The sequence below is a fragment of the Stenotrophomonas genospecies 3 genome, assembly GCF_054473855.1.
This window is the reverse complement of record NZ_JBTMUR010000003.1, coordinates 353,217-372,863: the sequence shown is the minus strand read 5'-3', so window position 1 is coordinate 372,863 and position 19,647 is coordinate 353,217. Positions and strand designations below refer to the sequence as shown.

Here is a 19,647-nt window from a genome sequence, read left to right as displayed (position 1 = left end):
CCTATTTAGAAGACAAACCAGGAAGCTCCCGCAATGGCCACCGAAGTCAAAGCCCCGGTACTGCCCGAATCCGTCGCCGACGGCACCATCGCCACCTGGCACAAGAAGGTGGGCGACGCCGTCAAGCGCGACGAAAACCTGCTTGACCTGGAAACCGACAAGGTCGTCCTGGAAGTGCCGTCGCCGGTCGACGGCGTGCTCAAGGAAATCAAGTTCGCCGAAGGCTCGACCGTGACCTCCAGCCAGGTCGTGGCGATCATCGAGGAAGGCGCCGTCGCTGCTGCCCCGGCTCCGGCCGCTGAAGAGAAGAAGGCCGAGGCCGCTCCGGCCGCCGCTGCGCCGGCCGCTGCCGCCGCTCCGGCCCCGGCTGCCAAGTCGGCCGCCGACACCCTGCCGCCGGGCGCCCGCTTCACCGCCATCACCGAAGGCGTGAACCCGGCCGACGTCGACGGCACCGGCCGTCGCGGCGCAGTGACCAAGGAAGACATCGTCAACTTCGCCCGCAACGGCGGCGCCGGCAAGGCCGGTGGCGCACGTCCGGAAGAGCGCGTGCCGATGACCCGCATCCGCAAGCGCATCGCCGAGCGCCTGATGGAGTCGAAGAACTCCACCGCCATGCTGACCACCTTCAACGAAGTCGACCTGTCCAAGGTCTCGGCGGCGCGCAAGGAACTGCAGGACGAGTTCGTCAAGGCACACGGCATCAAGCTGGGCTTCATGAGCTTCTTCGTGAAGGCCGCTGCCAATGCCCTGCAGCGCTTCCCGCTGGTCAACGCCTCGATCGACGGCGACGACATCATCTACCACGGCTACTCGGACATCTCGATCGCCGTGTCGACCGAGAAGGGCCTGGTCACGCCGGTGCTGCGCAACGTCGAGCGCATGTCGTTCGCCGACATCGAGAAGACCATCGCCGACTACGCCAAGAAGGCCCGTGACGGCAAGCTGAGCCTGGAGGAACTGCAGGGTGGCACCTTCACCGTGACCAACGGCGGCACCTTCGGTTCGCTGCTGTCGACCCCGATCATCAACCCGCCGCAGAGCGCCATCCTGGGCATGCATGCCATCAAGGAGCGTCCGATCGCCCAGAACGGCCAGGTCGTGATCGCGCCGATGATGTACCTGGCGCTGTCGTACGACCACCGCATCATCGACGGCAAGGACTCGGTGCAGTTCCTGGTGGACATCAAGAACCAGCTGGAAAACCCGGGCCGCATGCTGTTCGGCCTGTAAGACACCTCCCGCCCCTCCGCGCCCGCGCGGAGGGGTTCTGGTAATGCATCAAGGAATAATTCAATGGCTGAACAATTCGACGTCGTCGTCATCGGTGCCGGCCCGGCCGGTTACCACGCTGCCATCCGCGCGGCCCAGCTGGGCCTGAAGACCGCCTGCATCGACGCAGCGCTGGGCAAGGACGGCAAGCCGGCGCTGGGCGGCACCTGCCTGCGCGTGGGCTGCATCCCGTCCAAGGCGCTGCTGGATTCCTCGCGCCAGTTCTGGAACATGGGCCACATCTTTGGCGACCACGGCATCAGCTTCAAGGATGCCAAGATCGACGTCGAGGCGATGGTTGGCCGCAAGGACAAGATCGTCAAGCAGTTCACCGGCGGCATCGGCATGCTGTTCAAGGCCAACAAGGTCGCCGCCTACTACGGCTTCGGCGAACTGCAGCCGGGCAACGTGGTCAAGGTCACCCAGCATGACGGTTCCATCGTCGAGCTGAAGGGCACCAACGTCATCATCGCCGCCGGTTCGGATTCGATCGAACTGCCGTTCGCCAAGTTCGACGGCGAGACCATCGTCGACAACGTCGGCGGCCTGGACTTCACCGAAGTGCCGAACCGCCTGGCGGTGATCGGCGCCGGCGTGATCGGCCTGGAACTGGGCAGCGTGTGGAAGCGCCTGGGCGCTGAAGTCACCATCCTGGAAGCACTGCCGGAGTTCCTGGCCGTGGCCGACGCCGAAGTGGCCAAGACCGCTGCCAAGGAATTCAAGAAGCAGGGCCTGGACATCCGCCTCGGCGCCAAGGTCTCCAAGACCGAGATCACCGGCAAGGGCAAGAAGAAGGAAGTCGTTGTCACCTACACCGACAGCGAAGGCGAAAAGACCCTGACCGTGGACAAGCTGCTGGTGGCCGTTGGCCGTCGCGCCGCCACCAAGGGCCTGCTGGCCGAAGGCACCGGCGTCAAGATCAACGAGCGCGGCCAGATCGAAGTCGACGCGCACTGCCACACCGGCGTCAACGGCGTGTGGGCGGTCGGCGACTGCGTGCGTGGCCCGATGCTGGCGCACAAGGGCTTCGAGGAAGGCATCGCGGTGGCTGAGCTGATCGCCGGCCTGCCGGGCCACGTCAACTTCGACACCATCCCGTGGGTCATCTACACCGAGCCGGAACTGGCCTGGGTCGGCAAGACCGAAGCTCAGCTGAAGGCCGAAGGCATTCCGTACAAGGCCGGCAGCTTCCCGTTCGCCGCCAACGGCCGTGCCGTGGCGATGATCGAGCCGGCGGGCTTCGTGAAGATCCTGGCCCATGCCGAAACCGATCGCATCCTCGGCATGCACCTGGTCGGCGCCAACGTCTCCGAACTGGTGCACGAAGGCGTGCTGACCATGGAGTTCAGCGGCTCGGCCGATGACCTGGCCCGTATCTGCCACGCTCACCCGTCGCTGTCGGAAGTGATCCACGACGCAGCAATGGCGGTCAGCAAGCGCGCCATCCACAAGGCGAACTGATCGTTCGCCGGTAGTGCCGGCCGCTGGCCGGCACACTCCAGCAAACAAAAAACCCCGCCTCGGCGGGGTTTTTTGATTGCGCTGATGATGTAGAGCCGAGCCCACGCTCGGCTATCCCGGGAAAAGAGCCGAGCATCGGCTCGGCGCTACACCTTTCCAGCCGGCTTCTTCGGCGGATCATCACAGATCCGGTGCTGGACCAGGGTTTCACCGGCCTTCCACTCCTTCACCACCCGGCAGCGCTCCTTGGGTTTGACCGCCTTGGCCGCTGCAGCATCCGCCTCATCGGCAGCGGCGGTCTGCTGGCGTTCCAGCCATGCGGACGGCGGCACCGGTGTGGCCAGTGCCGGCCCCGTGAGCAATGCCAGCGCGACCAGCAACACAGCCCTCATGCCGCCACCGGGCCGCCGCCGAGCAGGCGCGCGGGCAGCATGAACAGCGCGCGCAGGAAGGCAAACAGCGCCGAGAAGGTGATGCCGACCAGGCGGAACGGCAGACTCAGCAGCCACACGAACGGCCAGGCGATCAGGGCGAGGATCGCCAGCGGCCAGCACAGCACGAACAGCAGGCACCACACACCGAGCGCGAACAGGGTCTTCATCACGGTCTCCTTGTGGCGGCACCTTGCCGCCTGCGGACACCTTGGCGCCCCGCTCTGGCCGCCCGCAAACGGTTTGCGACGAAACCCGGCTCGGGGCGATGAATCCGGTGGTGGGGAAACCGAAGATTGATCAGGTTGCCGGCCAGCGGCCGGCACTACCGAATGGATTCACACCGGGACTGCGCCCGGGCGGCCGTGGGTCACCTGGAAGCGCGCCGCGGTGCGCACCGCAGCGTCCGCACGCAGCACACTGTCGGCGAAGCGCAGTTCCGCATCCACGGTCTGCCGGTTCAGCTGCAGCTTCCACCAGCCACGGCGGTCACCGTCGAAGTAACGGATATGCGGGTTCTGCGGTATCGACGGCCCGTAGTACGGCCCGTACGGCGTGTCGTCGCCGCCACTGCTGATCGCCGGGGCGATGAATTCGGTGGCTACGACCGGCGCACTGGCCGCGTCGAAATCCAGCTTCAGGTCGTTGACGAAGGTGGAATGCCAGTCGCCGCCCAGCACGATGGCATTGCCCTGCCCGCCTGCCTGCATCGCCTGCAGCAGCCGGTTACGTGCGGCGGGATAGCCATCCCAGGCGTCATTCCAGAAGCGCTCGCGTGGCGTGCCACCGTCCAGCCGCAGCTGCGCCATCAGCAACTGCTGCACCACCACGTTCCAGCGCGTGCCCTGCGCGGCCGCCATCGACTGCGCGAACCACGCCTCCTGGCCCGTGCCGAGCATGCTCATGCGCGGGTCCAGTGCAGCATCACAGCGTGGCGACTCGCCCACGCCACAGGGATTGGCCGGGCGGAACTGGCGGCAATCGAGCAGGGTCAGCTGTGCCAGATCGCCGTAACGCAGGCGCCGATGCACGCGCAGGCCGCCGTTGCCCGCAGGTGTGCTGCGCATCGGCAGATGCTCGTAGAACGCGCGGTAGGCGGCGGCGCGGCGGATGATGAAGTCCTCCGTTGATACGCCGGGCTTTTCCGGGTGGACGCCGGAGTAATCGTTCTGTACTTCATGGTCGTCCCAGATCACCGCGAACGCGTGTGCGGCATGCGCGGCCTGCAGATCCGGATCGAGCTTGTACAGCGCGTACTGGTCACGGTAGCGCTCCAGGCTGACGGTCTCGCCACTGAAGCGTTGCGCATCCAGCGCACGACCACGCGCGTTCTGCAGCGGGCTGTATTCGTACAGGTAGTCACCCGCATGCAGCACCAGGTCGACATCACTCTTCGCGATATCGCGCAGCACCGGGTAGTAGCCACTGTTCCAGGCCTGGCAGGTGCACAGGGCCAGCCGCAGCTGCTGCAGCTGCGTGTCGGGCAGCGGCGCGGTGCGGAAGTGGCCGACCGCGCTTTCCTCGTCACCGTCGTAGGCAAAACGGTAGTAGTAGTCGCGGCCTGGGCGCAGGCCATTGACCTCCACGTGCACCGAATGCGCCAGCTCGGGCACCGCCGCGGCGACGCCACGCTGCACCAGCCGGCGCATGCCCGGGTCTTCGGCCACGAACCAGCGCACCGGCACCGCCCGCGATGGCATGCCGCCTCCATTGAGCGGGTCCGGTGCCAGCCGCGTCCACAATACGGCCCCCTGTGGATCCGGATCACCGGCGGCGACACCGAGGGTGAACGGATCGCGCCCCAGCCGCGGCCGTGGGCCGGCCGTGGCCAACCCCGGCATCGCCGCCAGCGCGATCGCCGCCCCCGTGCCCTGCCACGCCATGCGCAGCAGGCGACGACGGCTTTCCGGATCGACAGGCCCGCGCATCAGAAGCGCACGGTAGCGGTGGCCATCACCTGGCGCGGCGCGCCGACCTGCATGGTCGCCAGGCTGCGGGTCGGGTCAGCGGCGTAGGTGCCATTGGTGTTGATCGAGGACAGGTAGCGCTTGTCGGTCAGGTTGGTCAGGTTCAGCGCTACGGTCAGGTTCTGCGCCGGGCCGAGCGTGCCGAAGTCATAGGCCGCCGAGGCGTTGACCAGCCAGTAGCTCGGCACCGACACATCGTTGGTATAGGTCACGTAGCGCTTGCCGACATGGTTGGCGGCCAGGCGCAGGTCCCACGGGCCCGGGGTCCACGCCAGGGTGCTGGCGAACATCCATTCCGGGGTGTCGACGGTCGTCTTGCCGCGGGTCGGCACCACGCCGTTGTTCACGTAGTCGTTGTCGTAGGTGCTGTCATTCCAGGACAGCGCATTGGACCAGGTCAGGTCCTGCATCGGCTTCAGCTGCAGGGTCGCCTCGGCGCCGCGGCTGGTCACCGAACCGACGTTGGAGAACAGTGCCGGGCAACCGAGGATGCCCACGCACTGCGCGATGGCCAGCAGGCGGTTGTCGAACTTGACGTCGTACACCGCCACCGAGGCTTCATAGCCGCGGCCGTAGCCACGCCAACCCAGCTCGATGGTGCGCGACTGTTCCGGCTTCAGGTTCTTCGCGCTGGCATCGAAGGCGGCCTGCGGCACATTGAACGGGCTGCCCACGCCCAGCGCATAGGCGGCGATGTTCTTGGCGAACGAACCGAAGATCTCGTTGCCTTCGTTGAGTCTGAAGTTGAAGCCGGCCTGCGGCAGCAGGCCCTTCTTCGAGGTCAGGCTGCTGTTGTTGGCATAGCTGCCCAGCGGCGTGCGCACGCTGGTGCGGGTATGCGGCGACTTCGCGCCGATGTCGATGTTCAGGCGATCATCGAACAGGCGGAAGCGGTCCTGCACGTAGAACTGGCGGGTGATGGTGGTGTAGCGCTGGTGCCACACGCGCTGGTCCGGGTTGCGCAGGAAGAAGTCGTCGGTGATCGGGCCGTCGATGTAGTAGAAGTTGCGCTGCACGCTGTGGCCGTTGTCCTCGTACCAGAGGCCCGCTTCCAGTTCGTGGCCACCGACGTTCCAGGTGAACGCCGAGGTCACGCCGGTACGGTCGATCGCGTACTCGGTGGTGCGGATCGAGATCGGAATCTCGCGGCTGGTGCCCGGGTTGGACGGATTGGACGGGCTGAACCAGTGGCCCTGGCCACGGTTGCTGTGGTTGTAGACATTGACCTTCAAGCGCATCGACTCGTTCAGGCCGAAATCACCGGCAATGCTGGACAGGTCATCGTTGCGCAGGCCGTGGCCGGAGTAGTACGCATCCCACGGGCTGTTGACGCCGCCGCTGAACTTGCCGCGTGCGGCGGCGACGGCGCGATCCCAGTCCGGCGCGTAGTTGTCCCAGTCCCAGCCGAGGCGATCGATCATTTCCAGCGACAGATCCTGGTAATCGGCCTCGACGCGGCGCGAGGCGTTGAACAGCGCGGTGATCTTGCTGTCCGTTCCGAAGTTGTAGGTGGCCTTGCCGTTGAACTGCTTCAGCTCCTGCGAGCCCTTGCCCTTCCACTTGTCACCTTCCGAATACACGCCGGACAGGTAGGCGGCAAAGCCCTGGTGCTCGCCGGTATCGAGGCGTGCATAGCTGCGGCGTGCGCTGTCACTACCAAAGCTCTGTGCCAGCACGACCCCATACTCGGTGGACGGATCGATCGAGTAGAACTGGAACACGCCGCCAAGGTTGCTGGTGGACGGTGTACCCAGTGCGCCGATGCCGGTGGAGACCTCCGCACCACCCAGGTTCTCGCTGATCACCGCGCGGCTGATGTGCAGGCCGTTGCTGTTGCCATAGGCCATGTTGCCCAACGGGATGCCATCGAGGGTGTAGCCCAGGCGGTTCTGGTTGAAGCCACGCAGGCTGATGGTGGTGGACCATTCGTAGGCGCCGGTGGCATCGGCCGATTCGAAATGCACGCCCGGCTTGGTTGCAAGCAGCTTCAGCGGATTGGCTCCCGGCGGCAGCACCTTCATGTCCTCGGCGGTCACGCGCTGCACCTGACGCGCTTCACCGCGGCCGATCACCGAGACCGAATCGAGGGTGGTGGCCGACTGTGCGTCGGTGGCGGGGGCGGTTTCAGCGGCAGCCAGCGACGGCAGCGAAGCACAGACCAACAGGGCCAGCAGATTGCGGCGGAGCGGAGCGTGGGACGGCATGGAGGCGGATTCCTTGGGCACGCTGGACGCCGAAGGGCGGCGTCGAAGGGCAGCAGCGGCGGAATCGTAGAAGCGTCGCGTTACATGTCATTTACACGCCACATACGGACGTTTGGCGTTTCGAATGGTTTGCCGGCCGTGGGGTGGTTGCCGGCCAGCGGCCGGCACTACGGTTATTCGAATGAACCGACCGAGTCGTGGGCCAGGTTGTCGAAGCGGGTGTACTCGCCGAAGAACTTCAGCTTGCACGACCCGGTCGGGCCGCCACGGTGCTTGCCGATGATGATCTCGGCAAGGCCCTTGTCCGGCGAATTTTCCTTGTTGTAGTAATCGTCGCGGTAGATGAAGACGATCATGTCCGCATCCTGCTCGATTGCGCCCGATTCGCGAAGATCGGCCATCACCGGGCGCTTGTCGGTACGCGTTTCCAGCGAGCGGTTGAGCTGCGACAGCGCGATCACCGGCACGTGCAGTTCCTTGGCCAGGCCCTTCAGCGAACGCGAGATCTCCGAGATTTCGGTCGCGCGGTTTTCGCTGTTGCCCGGCACGCTCATCAGCTGCAGGTAGTCGATCACCACCAGGCCCAGATCATGCTCGCGCTTGAGGCGGCGGCACTTGGAACGCAGCACTTCCGGCGACACGCCAGGCGTGTCGTCGATGAAGATCTTGGTTTCCTTCAGCATCTTGATCGCGCTGGTGACACGGCTCCAGTCCTCGTCTTCCAGCTGGCCGGTACGCAGGCGCTGTGCGTTGATGCGGCCGTTGGAGGAAATCAGGCGCATCGCCAGCTGCGATGCCGACATTTCCATCGAGAACACCGCCACGCCCTTCTTCGACTTGATCGCCGCGTACTCGGCGATGTTCAGTGCGAAGGTGGTCTTGCCCATGGCCGGGCGCGCGGCAAGGATGATCAGATCGGTCGGCTGCAGGCCGGACGTCATCGCATCGAAATCGTTGTAGCCGGTCGGCAGGCCGGTGATGTTGCCGCCGTTCTCGAAGCGGCTGCGCAGCTCTTCGAAGGCATCCTTCAATGCACCGGGCATCGCCACGAAATCGGTACGTCCGCGTGCGCCTTGTTCGGCGATGGCGAACACGCTCTTTTCCGCCGAGGCCAGCAGCTCGCTGCTCTCTCGTCCCTCGGGCTGGAAGCCGTCGTTGACGATGTCGGTACCCACCTGGATCAGCTGCCGCAGCACCGCCTTGTCACGCACGATCTCGGCGTAGGCCACGATGTTGGCCGCCGACGGCGTGGTACTGGCCAGTTCGATCAGGTAGGCACCATCGCCCACCAGTTCCATCTTGCCCTGCGATTCGAACCACTCGCCCAGGGTCACCGCATCGAACGGCCGCTCGCGCTCGGACAGCTCACGGATCGCGCGATAGATCATCTGGTGGTCGCGGCGGTAGAAATCGCCTTCGGTCAGCTGGTCATTGACCCGGTCATAGGCCTCCGGGGCCAGCATCAGGCCACCCAGCACCGCCTGCTCGGCTTCCACCGAATGGGGCGGTACCCGCAACTGGTCGATGCGCGACTCGTCGCGATCGCGATCGAAGCCTTCACCGCGCTCTCTGCGGTTGGAACGGAAGCCGGGGCGAGCGGACATGCTGCGGTGTTTCCTGCGAAAGTGGGCCGGACGAGTGTAGGCATGCGCCGACCCCGGCGGCCATGGACAAGCCTGTGGATAAGCCGTGGAGAAACGGGGGATATCCGCCGGTGCCTGGCCAGACTGGCGTGGGGGCGTCGCACTGCCTGCGACGGGCGCCATTGCGGCACCCGAGCGGACATTATCGCAGATGGGGCTGGCAACCGCTGGCGTCAATCGCCCTTGACGTGAACCGCGATCAGCGCCAGGAACCGGTCCACGTAGCCCTGCAGGAATTTCTGCGTGCCTTCATTGTGGACCGTGCCATCGGCATCGATCAGGCCGTCCTTGAAATGAATGAACGCCTCGGGCTGGCCGAGCACGTGCATATCCAGGAAGGCCAGGCTGTTGCGCAGGTGCTGCTGGGCCACGGCGGTGCCGATCTGGCCGATGGAGGCGCCGATCACCGCCGCCGGTTTGCCGGCAAACGCGCTGTCACCGTACGGGCGCGAGCCGATATCGATGGCGTTCTTCAGCACGCCCGGCACCGACCGGTTGTATTCCGGGGTCACGAACAGCACCGCATCGGCGGCACGGACCTGGTCCTTCAGCCGGGTACCCTGCGCCGGATAGTGGCCATCGAAGTCCTGGTCGTACAGCGGCAGATCACCGATCTGCACGTACTGGAAGCGCGCACGGTCGCCGGCAATCTTCTCCAGCGCATGGGCCAGTTTGCGGTTGCAGGAATCCTTGCGCAGGCTGCCGACGAACACGGCGATGGTGGGGACGGACATCGGGACATACTCCTCACGGTGCGGGAGGCCCAGCCTAGTCGCCGGGCCCTTGCATGCCGGTGAAGATCAGCCGCCGGTCACGCCCGCGCGCACCTGCCGCCAATGCGCCTGCCAGGCCTGGAACATCAGCACGTTCCACAGATGGGTATGCCACTTGCGTTGGCCGCCGAGGAACTGCTGCCACAGCGGCTGTACCGCGGCCGCCGACAGCACGCCCTCCTGCTCCAGCCGCGCGGGCTGCAGCAGGTCTTCGGCCCACGGCCGCAGGTCGCCCTTCAGCCAGTCACTGACCGGCGCGCCGAAGCCACGCTTGGGCCGGTGCACCATCGACTGCGGCACATAACGGCCCAGCACGCGCTTGAGCAGCACCTTGCTGGTGGTTTCACTGCGCTTGAAGCCCAGCGGCAGCGACCAGGCGAACTCGGCCACGCGAGAATCCAACAACGGTGCGCGGGCTTCCAGGCTGACCGCCATCGAGGTGCGGTCGACCTTGCACAGCAGGTCGTCCGGCAGGTAGGTCACGTAATCGGCCAGCATCATCGCATCGGCCGGTGTGCCGGCACCGTGCAACGGGTCGGCCAGGTCGTAGAAGCTGCCCGCGGCCTGCGCCCCGGGCACTGCCGCCGCCGGGTCGCGCCAGCGCGAGATGCGGTTGCGGTACACGTCACCGATGCCACGCGCACCGGACTCGGCCAGCAGCGCGGCCAGGCCGCCGGTACGCGAGGCCTCGCCCTGCTGCTGGGAGCGCGCGCCCATCCAGCGCCGCAGCGGCCCCGGCACACGGCCCAGCATCTGCCAGTTGCGCAGCGCGCGTACATAGCGGGTATAGCCGAAGAACAGCTCGTCGCCACCATCGCCGGACAGCGCCACGGTCACGCCCTGCCGCGCCAGGCGGGCGACCAGCGCGGTCGGCACCTGCGAGGCATCGGCGAAGGGTTCGTCGAACATCGCCGGCAACTGCGGCACCACCGCCAACGCATCGGCACCGCTGACGTAGAGTTCAGTGTGGTCGCAGCCCAGATGCGCGGCCAGTTCCTTGGCCAGCGGCGCCTCGTCGTGGCCCGAACCGGTGAACCCGATGCTGAAGCTGTGCACCGGCTGGCCACTTTGTGCCTGCATCAGCGCGGCAACCAGCGACGAATCGGTGCCGCCGGACAGGAACACGCCCACCGGCACGTCGGCCACCATGCGCAGCGCGACCGCGTCACGCAGCAGCCCGTCCAGCTGCTCCTCGGCTTCCTCGATGCGGCCCTGGAACGGCGCAGCCAGCGCCGCCTGCATGCGTGCACGGGCATCCCAGTATGGGCGCTGCGCCTGTTCCGGCCGGTGCGCTGCCGCACCCGCCGCCACGGCTTCCGCATCCAGGCGCAGCACGCGGCCCGGCATCAATTTGTAGCAGCGCTGGTGGATGCTGTGCGGCGCCGGAATGTAATCCAGCCGCAGCAGCAGGGTCAGGGCGTCACGGTCGATGTCGTTGTCGAAGGCCGGGTGCTGCCACAGCGCCTTCAGTTCCGAACCGAACACCAGGGTGTCACCGGCCCAGCCGTAGTACAGCGGCTTCTTGCCGACACGGTCGCGGGCCAGCCACAGGCACTGCTCCTGGCGGTCCCACAGCGCAATGGCGAACATGCCGTTGCAGCGCTGCAGGGTGTCTTCCATGCCCCACTGCAGGATCGCTGCCAGCAGCACCTCGGTGTCCGAGTGGCCACGGAAAACATGCCCCAGCGGCTCCAGTTCGGCACGCAGGGCGGCGAAGTTGTAGACCTCGCCGTTGTAGGCCATCACGTAGCGGCCATCGGACGAGGCCATCGGCTGGTGGCCCAGCGGCGACAGGTCGAGAATGCTCAGCCGACGGTGCGCCAGCGCGATGCCGGCCCCGGCATCCACCCAGCTGCCGCCATCATCCGGCCCGCGGTGGTGCAGCGCCTCGCCCATGGCCAGGACCTGCGCCTGCAGCACCTCGGCCGACGCCACCGGCGCCGGCAACAACATTCCCGCCAATCCACACATACATCAGGGTTCCTGCGCCAGTTCAAGGGCGGCGCCAATCACCGCATTGTCGCTTGGAAGCCCGAACATTGCTGCCCCCGCCAGCGGCGTATAGGTATCGGCACCGCAGACCCGGCGCAATGGCAGGTGGCCGAAACCGGCCTCGACCAGGGCGGTGACCACGCCCTCGCCCACCCCGCCACTATGGCGGCCCTCGTCCAGCACCAGCACCCGCCGCGCACTGGCCGCCTGACTGGCGATGAAGCCGGCATCCAGCGGCACCAGCCAGCGCAGGTCGACCACCCGCACCTGCCAGCCCAGCTGCTGCTCGATTGCCCGCGCCGCGCGCAGCGCCATCGGCACGCCGTTGCCATAGGTGTAGACCACCAGGTCGCCTGCCTCCGGCGCATAGACCCGCCCTTCGCCCGGCACCAGCGCCTGGCCCTGGGCGGGGTAGTCGAACAGCCACTGGCCATCGCCCGGCGCATGCAGGTCCTTGCTCATGTACAGCGCGATCGGCTCCAGGAACACCGCCACCCGCCCGTCCACCCGCGCCAGCGCGGCCAACGAGCGCAGCATCATCACCGCATCGTCGCCGCGCGACGGGCAACCGACCACCAGGCCGGGAATGTCGCGCAGCGCGGTGATCGAATTGTCGTTGTGGAAGTGGCCGCCGAAGCCTTTCTGGTAGCCCAGCCCGGCCACCCGAACCAGCATCGGGTTGCGGTACTGGTCATTGGAGAAGAACTGCAGCGAGCACGCTTCGCCGCGCACCTGGTCGATGGCGTTGTGCAGGTAGGCCAGGTACTGGATCTCCGGGATCGGCAGCATGCCCATGTTGGCCAGGCCCTGCGCCATGCCCAGGATCATGGTCTCGTCCAGCAGGGTGTTGAACACCCGGCGTGGGCCGAAGCGGCGCAGCAGATCCTTGGTGACGGTATAGACACCGCCCTTCTGCGCGACGTCCTCGCCGAACAGCAGGCTCTGCGGATACTTCGCCAGCAGTTCCTGCAGCCCATGGTTGATCTGGATGGCGAGGTGCCGAGGTGCCTGCCGCTCGGGCAGGGCCTCCACACCGCCATACAGCGCTTCGCGCGCATCGGCGGGCACCTCGCGCCGCGCCTCGGCCTGCACCGCCGCCGGCGTGTACGGTGCCAGCGGCGCCATCACCTCCTGTAGCGACTGCAGCGTCGGGCGGCCTTCGGCATCCGCCGCCGCGGCCATGCAGCGCGCGCGCATCGTTTCGTAGGCGACCTCGATGGTGGCCGCATCCATCCAGCCCGACTCCATCGCGATCTGCGCCGAGCGCAGCAGCGGATCCTGCGCCTCGGCCGCGCACAGCTCCGGCAGCGCGCGCCATTCCACCTCGAAATCGGTGCCGGCGTGGCCCATCAGGCGGGTGGTGCGCAGATGCAGGAAGGTGGGCCGCCGCGTGCGCCGGCAGTGCTCCACCGCCGCCTGCACCTGGGCGTGCCCGGTGGCCAGGTCGAGACCATCAGCGAAGAAATAGTCGAGCCCCGGCTGGCGGCTGAAGCGCTCGGCAATCCAGCCTTCCGGCGTCTTCACTGAAATGCCCAGCCCGTTGTCCTCGCAGACGAACAGGATCGGCGCCGGCAGCTTCTGGTAGGCCGACCACATCGCGGTGTTGAACGCGGTCTGCGCGGTGGCATGGTTGGCCGAGGCGTCGCCGAACGAGCACAGCACGATGCCGTCGGCCGGGATCGGCAACGGCTGCCCCAGGCGCTTGCCGCTCTCGATGGCCAGCGCGGTGCCCAGCGCTTTCGGCAGGTGCGACGCGATGGTCGAGGTCTGCGGCAGCACCCACAACGGTTTGCTGCCCCACACCTTGTGGCGGCCCCCGCTGGCCGGGTCATCGGCGCTGGCGGCGAAAGACAGCGCGGCATCGCGTAGCGGATCGATGCCCGGCACCTGGCGCGAACGCTCGGCCATGAAGGCACCGGAGCGATAGTGCAGAAAGGCTGGATCGGTATGCCGGCAGGCCCGCGCCAGCAGCGCGTTGCCCTCGTGGCCGGAGGAACCGATGGTGTAGAAGACCTTGTTCTGCACGCGCAGCACGCGTGCCATCAGGTCCAGCTGGCGGCTGGCCAGCTGCGAATCGAACAGTTCGCCAAACGCTGCGGCAGTGAGCGTGCTGCCCGGCAGGATCGGCGCATCCGGCGCCGGGCGCGGACGCGGGGTTCCACGCCAGCCACGCACCGCATCGAGAAAGTTGACGTCGCACACTTCGGCGCGGTTGAGCACGCGCATGCGTGCGGGAATCGGATCTGGAACCACAGCGAACATCGAACACCCTCCGTGTCGTTGTTGCATTCCGCCCGGCGCTGGCCAGACGCTACCCTGTGGGGGTCACCCTGGTGAGAGTCACGCAGCTTCGAAGCGAGCGCGCACCTCGGCGGTCACGGCCGGCATCGGCAGGAAGCGCGGTTGTTCACGCACGCGCTGCAGCCAGCCACGCACTTCCGGGAATGGCTCCAGGCTGATACCGCCCTCTCCCGCCACGTCGGTATAGGCAAACAGCGCGATATCGGCGATGCCATATCCGTTGCCGGTGAACCATTGCGCCTGGCGCAGATGCTGCTCCATCACCGCCAGCGCGGTGGCGGCGCGCTCGTGCAGGCGCGGCAGTTCGGCGCGGCGCGGTGAATCAGCGGGGGTCCAGCCACGGATGAAGCGCGCCACCGCCACGCACGGCTCGTGCGTGTACTGCTCGAAGAACATCCAGCTCAACGCCTGCGCGCGCTCCCAGCCATCGCTGGGCAGGTACGGCGTGCCCTCGGCCAGCCAGAACAGGATCGCGTTGGATTCGGTCAGCACGCGGCCATCGTCGCGGACGATCAGCGGCACCTTGGCATTCGGATTCAACGCCAGGAATTCGGGGGTGTGGGTCTGGCCATGGGCACTGTCCACTTCCACCCAGCGGTAGCGGCTGCCGAGCTGCTCCAGCAGCAGGCGCACCTTGTGGCAATTACCCGAGACCGACATGCCATGCACCGTCAACGGGACGCGCTCTTCCACCATCGCCTGCTCCATCGGATCCGGCCGGCGGCCAGCTGCGTGCAGTCTGGCAAGCGCGCCGATGAATGCCAAGCGCGGGTGCAGCATGGCAACCCGGTAGTGCCGGCCGCTGGCCGGCAATCGCGCGAATCTGCCGCAACGCGGTTGCCGGCCAGCGGCCGGCACTACCGGGCAAGGCTCAGCGCGCGCGCTGACGCCACTGCTCGCGCGACTGGCCCCAGATCTGCATCGGCTTGTCGTTGTACGGCGGCGGCAGTTCCCCCATCCGCAGCAGCGTGCTGCCGAGCTTGCGCGCCACGGCCCGCGAGTTGTCGTTGTTCTCGGCGATGGTGTGGATCACTTCGTCCCAGCCCAGCATGTCGAACGCCCAATCGATTGCTGCAACCGCCGCTTCCGGCGCATAGCCCCGGCCCCAGCTGGCATGACGGATGCCCCAGCCGACCTCGGTACCGGGCCAGTCCTGCGGTTGCCAGGGCCCCATCCGCCCGATCCAGTCACCGCTGGATTTCTCGATCACGCTGAACATCGAGAAGCCGAACAGCTGCCAGGCGCCAGCCAGGCTGCAGAAGCCACGCCAGGCCACCGAAGGCGGCTGCACGCCACCAAGGGTGCGCATCGTTTCCTCGTCGGCGCAGAACGCCAGATACGGCTCGTAGTCCTCGCGCAGCAGCGGCCGCAGGATCAGCCGTTCGGTTTCGATGCGCAGGTCGAAGATGCTCATGCCGGCTCCATGTCGAAGGAAGCGTCCATGATGGTGGATTCGCGCCCCGCGCGGATGAATTTCGCCGGCTGCAACGAAACGGGCCGGCATAAGCCGGCCCGTCAGGCACTGCATGCGGCGTCTGGATTACTGGCGCGTGCTGGCCGCCGTGGCACCGGCAGCAGCGGTCTGCGTGACCAGCTGGCCGTCGACCACCGGCAGGCGATCGCTGGCCGGCTTGTTGTCCATGCGCACGGTCTTCTCGGCGCCGTCGTAGCGGTAGGTCACGTTGTAGCCCTTCACCACGTCGTTGGTACCCATGGCAATGCGGTTGCCCGGCTTGCTGGCCATGCGCATGGTACCGGTGGTGCCATCCTCGTTGCGGTAGGTCACGTTGTAGCCGGTGACGCGGCTCGACTCGGAGGTCGCGGTCTCGGTGTGGCACTGGCGCTCGGTGCGGTTGACCACGCGGCCACCCACATGGCGCTTGTCGATCTGGTTGCCGATGAAGCCACCGGCCACCGCGCCGGCCGCAGTGGCGGCCTTCTTGCCATTGCCGCCGCCGACCTGGTTGCCCAGCAGGCCACCCACCACAGCACCGACCACGGTACCGCCGACGTTGCCGTCACGTTCCGGCAGGCGCTCCTGCACCGTCACGTCCTGGCAGACTTCATGCGGGGTCTGGGTGGTGGAGGTCTCACGCACCGCGTCGGTGCCGATCACGGTGGCGTAGGCCTTCTGCTTCTCGGTGATCGGGTCGACCTTCAGCACATCGGCATATTCCAGCCCACGCGGTGCGGTCGGGTCGAGAGTGTCACCACGCGCGCCATCGTCGGTGGCGTTGCCATCGACCAGGCGCGATTCACCATTGGGGGTTCCGGCGCTGATGGAATCGGGCGATCTGTCGCCACTCTTCATGAAGGCGGCAGTGGCGATGCCACCGACCAGCAGCGCGCCCGCTGCGACCAGGACAGTTGTAGTTGTGCTTTTCATGACCTGCTCCTTGCGGACCATCCGCAACGTTCTCGAACCAGATTGCAGCATGCGCTGCCTGAACGGAATCTCCACATTTCCTGCTCATTCCCGTAACCCATTCAGCATCGGGAAATGCTGGGCCCGTGGTAGCGTTTGCATATCCCCCAGGAGGACTCCCGCCATGGCCAACCCGATGCTGCTGCCGGTACTGCAATGGGCGCGCCGGCTGCGCTACCCCACCCTGTTCAAGCTCACCGCGGGCCTGTTCGCGCTGACCCTGTTCATCCCGGACCCGATTCCGTTCGTCGATGAGCTGGTGCTCGGCTTCGGCACCCTGCTGCTGGCCAACTGGAAGCGCCGCAACGCCACCACGCCTCCGCCGCTGGAGCAGCATTGAGCCTGCTGGTCGACAGCCACTGCCATCTGGACGCCAGCGAGTTCGACCGCGACCGCGCCGCGGTGGTCGAGCGTGCGCAGGCCGCTGGCGTGCACCTGCAGGTGGTGCCGGCGGTGACCGCAGCCAGCTGGCCGAAGCTGCGCGAGGTCTGCCAGCAGGCGCCGGGGCTGTACCCGGCCTACGGCCTGCATCCGATGTTCCTGGCCGAGCACCAGCCTGGGCACCTGCCGCTGCTGCGCGAGTGGATCGAACGCGAACGCCCCTGCGCGATCGGCGAATGTGGTCTGGACTTTTTCGTTGAAGGCCTGGATGCCGAGGCGCAACAGGCATATTTCATCGGTCAGCTGGAACTGGCCCGTGAGTTCGAGCTGCCGGTGATCGTGCATGCACGGCGCGCGGTGGATGCGGTGATCGCCGCGATCCGTCGCGTCGGCGGCCTGCGCGGCGTGGTGCACAGCTTTTCCGGCAGTCCAGAACAGGCAGCGCAACTGCACAGGCAGGGCTTCCTGCTCGGGCTCGGCGGCCCGTTGACCTACGAACGCGCGCAACGCCTGCAGCGGCTGGTGCGCGAGATGCCGCTGGAACAGCTGCTGCTGGAGACCGACGCTCCGGACCAGCCTGACGCCGGCATCCGCGGCCAGCGCAACGAACCGGCACGGCTGGCGATCATCGCCCGCCACGTGGCGGCGCTACGCGGGATGGAGCTGGACGCGGTGGCCCAGGCCACGACGGAGAACGCGCGGCGGCTGTTCGCGCTGCCCGCAATGCAACGGTAGGTGCCGGCCGCTGGCCGGCATCTGCGCTGATTCAATCATTCCGGGTTGCCGGCCAGCGGCCGGCACTGCCATCACGCGTCAGCGTGATCCTCGACCACTTCGGCCTTCACCTTCTTCGGCTCCAGCAGCATTTCAAGCGCCTTGCCGACCGCCGCGAACGCGAACGCACCGGTGATGTGGGTCGCCGCACCCAGGCCCGCGCCGCAGTCCAGCTTCAATGCCGCATCAGCGCCCAGGTTCGGGCGGATGCCACAGACGCTGCCATCGGCCTGCGGGTACTTCACATTCTCCAGCGAATACACCGCCGGCACGCCGAAGTAGCGCTTGGCATTCTTCGGAAAGTTGAACTCGCTGCGCAGCTTCTTGCGGATCAACGCCAGCATGGCGTCGTGCTCGGTGCGCGAGACATCGCGGATGCGCACCAGGGTGGGATCGGTGCGACCACCGGCAGCCCCCACGGTCAGCAGCGGCAGCTTGCGGCGGCGGCACCAGGCAATCGTCTCGACCTTGACCCGGAAGCTGTCGCAGGCATCGATCACCAGATCAAAGCCACGGTCCAGCAGTTCGGCCATGTTCGACACCGTCAGGAACGCCTGTACGGCATCGACCTCGATGTCCGGGTTGATCGCGCGGCAGCGTTCGGCCATCGCCTCGGCTTTGTTGCGGCCGTAGTTGCCTTCCATCGCCGGCAGTTGCCGGTTGGTGTTGGACACGCAGATGTCATCGGCATCGATCAGGGTCAGGTGACCGACCGCCGAACGGGCCAATGCCTCCACCACCCACGAGCCAACGCCACCCATGCCCACCACCGCCACGCGGCTGCTCTGCAGGCGCTCGAGTGCGCCCACGCCATACAGCCGTTCGATGCCGGCGAAGCGTTGTTTGACCTGTTCGTTCATCCGGCTATTTTAACGTGCAGGCGCCAGCGCCTGCAGCGCGCCGGCATCGAACCCATCCGGAGAGCCCGCCATGAACGCCAGCCCGCCCCGCCGCCCGTCCACCGCCTACCGCTATCTGTTCGTGCTCGGCCTGGGCCTGTTGATCGGCCTGATCGCCACGGTGATGGTCGGCCGCGCCCTGCAGGCCCGCCGCGATCCGTTCCCGGACAGCCTGATGCAGGTGATGCAACGGCAATCACAGCTGCTGCAGCAGGCCCAGCAGCAGAACCGCTGCAGCCTGGCCGACAGCGTGCCGCGGTTGCAGGCGATGCGCCTGCTGTCCAACGACCTGGACCTGGCCTTTCCCGGGCTGAAGGACAGCGCGCAGTTCCAGCAGCATGCCAGCCAGCTGCGCGGCAACCTCAACGCCGCTCTGGCGGCGCCGCCCAGCGACTGCACGGCCCTGGCCCGGGTGGTGGAAACGGTGCAGGCCGACTGCCGCGCCTGCCACCAGGACTTCCGCTGAGCCGCATTCATCCTGCAGCCGGACAAGGCCTGCGCGGTTGGCGCCTTGTTCACGTTCAAAAGGGGACGATTCGTCCACCCTGCTGCATGACGCAGTACCACCCCAGACACCCGCCTACACGGCCAGGAGACGCCCCATGAAGATCCAGCTCATCGCCGCCAGCGCCATCGCTACCCTTGCCCTGGCTGGCTGTGCCACCTCGCCCGGCTACGGCGGTGGTGGTTACAACAACGGCTACAACAATGGCGGCTACGGCAACAATGGTGGCTACAACCAGGGCCGCTGCGCCGACTGCGGCATCGTGACCCGCATCAACACCGTGCAGTCCGGCCGTACCGCGCCCAGCGCGACCGGCGCGATCCTGGGCGGCATCGTCGGCGCCGTGGCCGGCCACGAGATCTCCGACCACACCGGCGGCAGCCGTGGCAACAAGAACATCGCCGCCGCTGCGGGCGCGGTCGGTGGCGCACTGGCCGGCAACCAGATCCAGAAGAACGTGACCAGCGACACCTACGACATCAGCGTGCGCATGGACGATGGCCGCACCATCGTGGTCAACCAGCGCGACCTCGGCGGCATCCGCGAGAACACCTACGTGCGCGTGGTCAACGGCAAGGTCATCCTGCGCTGACCTGCATCGGGCCGATGGCAAAGAAAA

At 66.9% G+C, this 19,647-nt stretch carries 18 protein-coding genes; 6 read left to right on the top strand and 12 right to left on the bottom strand.

Annotated elements, in window-relative coordinates:
* The first annotated feature begins 33 nt into the window (after positions 1-33).
* Together sucB and lpdA are read left to right on the top strand one after the other, a co-directional pair.
* Positions 34-1,233: a dihydrolipoyllysine-residue succinyltransferase gene (gene sucB / locus ACX9OT_RS06615; RefSeq protein ID WP_032129627.1), complete on the top strand. Its 1,200-nt coding sequence runs from the start codon at positions 34-36 to the stop codon at positions 1,231-1,233.
* 63 nt (positions 1,234-1,296) lie between these two features.
* Positions 1,297-2,733, top strand: coding sequence for a dihydrolipoyl dehydrogenase (lpdA, locus tag ACX9OT_RS06610; RefSeq protein WP_008264626.1), 1,437 nt, complete (start codon positions 1,297-1,299; stop codon positions 2,731-2,733).
* Between the two features lie 146 nt (positions 2,734-2,879).
* On the opposite strand, the gene ACX9OT_RS06605 is transcribed toward lpdA, so the two are convergent.
* The 11 genes from ACX9OT_RS06605 to ACX9OT_RS06555 form a co-directional block, all read right to left on the bottom strand.
* Entirely contained in the window at positions 2,880-3,125 is a 246-nt protein-coding gene (locus ACX9OT_RS06605; protein WP_459001488.1) for a hypothetical protein, read from the bottom strand.
* Complete coding sequence (locus ACX9OT_RS06600; RefSeq protein WP_005410275.1) at positions 3,122-3,334, bottom strand: hypothetical protein; 213 nt, start codon at positions 3,332-3,334, stop codon at positions 3,122-3,124. Before ACX9OT_RS06600 ends, ACX9OT_RS06605 begins: the two co-directional genes overlap by 4 nt.
* A 168-nt stretch (positions 3,335-3,502) precedes the next feature.
* Entirely contained in the window at positions 3,503-5,092 is a 1,590-nt protein-coding gene (locus tag ACX9OT_RS06595) for an alkaline phosphatase D family protein (protein ID WP_459001485.1), read from the bottom strand.
* Positions 5,092-7,335 (bottom strand): TonB-dependent receptor family protein, encoded by a 2,244-nt coding sequence (locus tag ACX9OT_RS06590; RefSeq protein WP_459001483.1) that lies wholly within the window; start codon positions 7,333-7,335, stop codon positions 5,092-5,094. The genes ACX9OT_RS06595 and ACX9OT_RS06590 overlap by 1 nt, the downstream gene beginning before the upstream one ends.
* A gap of 173 nt (positions 7,336-7,508) precedes the next feature.
* Complete coding sequence (locus ACX9OT_RS06585) at positions 7,509-8,939, bottom strand: replicative DNA helicase (protein ID WP_049398749.1); 1,431 nt, start codon at positions 8,937-8,939, stop codon at positions 7,509-7,511.
* Between the two features lie 212 nt (positions 8,940-9,151).
* A complete protein-coding gene (locus ACX9OT_RS06580; protein WP_032129634.1) occupies positions 9,152-9,712 on the bottom strand; it encodes an NADPH-dependent FMN reductase in 561 nt (186 codons plus the stop codon).
* A gap of 66 nt (positions 9,713-9,778) precedes the next feature.
* On the bottom strand, positions 9,779-11,722 hold the full coding sequence (gene asnB / locus ACX9OT_RS06575; RefSeq protein WP_032129635.1) for an asparagine synthase (glutamine-hydrolyzing): 1,944 nt from the start codon (positions 11,720-11,722) through the stop codon (positions 9,779-9,781).
* A gap of 3 nt (positions 11,723-11,725) precedes the next feature.
* Complete coding sequence (locus ACX9OT_RS06570) at positions 11,726-14,005, bottom strand: transketolase C-terminal domain-containing protein (protein ID WP_459001480.1); 2,280 nt, start codon at positions 14,003-14,005, stop codon at positions 11,726-11,728.
* A gap of 78 nt (positions 14,006-14,083) precedes the next feature.
* The gene (locus tag ACX9OT_RS06565; protein ID WP_154264974.1) at positions 14,084-14,740 is read right to left on the bottom strand and encodes a glutathione S-transferase family protein; all 657 of its coding nucleotides are present in this window, start codon (positions 14,738-14,740) and stop codon (positions 14,084-14,086) included.
* A 175-nt stretch (positions 14,741-14,915) separates the two neighbouring features.
* Positions 14,916-15,458 carry a GNAT family N-acetyltransferase gene (locus ACX9OT_RS06560; protein ID WP_049398752.1) on the bottom strand — a complete coding sequence of 181 codons (543 nt, stop codon included), beginning with the start codon at positions 15,456-15,458 and terminating at the stop codon, positions 14,916-14,918.
* A gap of 126 nt (positions 15,459-15,584) precedes the next feature.
* Positions 15,585-16,430: a glycine zipper 2TM domain-containing protein gene (locus tag ACX9OT_RS06555; RefSeq protein ID WP_049398785.1), complete on the bottom strand. Its 846-nt coding sequence runs from the start codon at positions 16,428-16,430 to the stop codon at positions 15,585-15,587.
* Positions 16,431-16,593: 163 nt separating this feature from the next.
* Between ACX9OT_RS06555 and ACX9OT_RS06550 the strand changes: the two genes are divergently transcribed.
* A complete protein-coding gene (locus ACX9OT_RS06550) occupies positions 16,594-16,809 on the top strand; it encodes a DUF6116 family protein (RefSeq protein WP_032129638.1) in 216 nt (71 codons plus the stop codon).
* Positions 16,806-17,585: a TatD family hydrolase gene (locus ACX9OT_RS06545; protein WP_049460565.1), complete on the top strand. Its 780-nt coding sequence runs from the start codon at positions 16,806-16,808 to the stop codon at positions 17,583-17,585. The genes ACX9OT_RS06550 and ACX9OT_RS06545 overlap by 4 nt, the downstream gene beginning before the upstream one ends.
* A 71-nt stretch (positions 17,586-17,656) precedes the next feature.
* Here ACX9OT_RS06545 and ACX9OT_RS06540 read toward each other — a convergent pair whose 3' ends face one another.
* Positions 17,657-18,484, bottom strand: a complete 828-nt coding sequence (locus ACX9OT_RS06540) for a tRNA threonylcarbamoyladenosine dehydratase (protein ID WP_107433047.1) — start codon at positions 18,482-18,484, stop codon at positions 17,657-17,659.
* A gap of 70 nt (positions 18,485-18,554) precedes the next feature.
* On the opposite strand from ACX9OT_RS06540, the gene ACX9OT_RS06535 reads away from it, so the two are divergent.
* Together ACX9OT_RS06535 and ACX9OT_RS06530 are read left to right on the top strand one after the other, a co-directional pair.
* Positions 18,555-18,989 carry a cytochrome c gene (locus tag ACX9OT_RS06535; RefSeq protein ID WP_049398757.1) on the top strand — a complete coding sequence of 145 codons (435 nt, stop codon included), beginning with the start codon at positions 18,555-18,557 and terminating at the stop codon, positions 18,987-18,989.
* 136 nt (positions 18,990-19,125) lie between these two features.
* Positions 19,126-19,620, top strand: coding sequence for a glycine zipper 2TM domain-containing protein (locus ACX9OT_RS06530; protein WP_010486804.1), 495 nt, complete (start codon positions 19,126-19,128; stop codon positions 19,618-19,620).
* Positions 19,621-19,647: the final 27 nt, after the last annotated feature.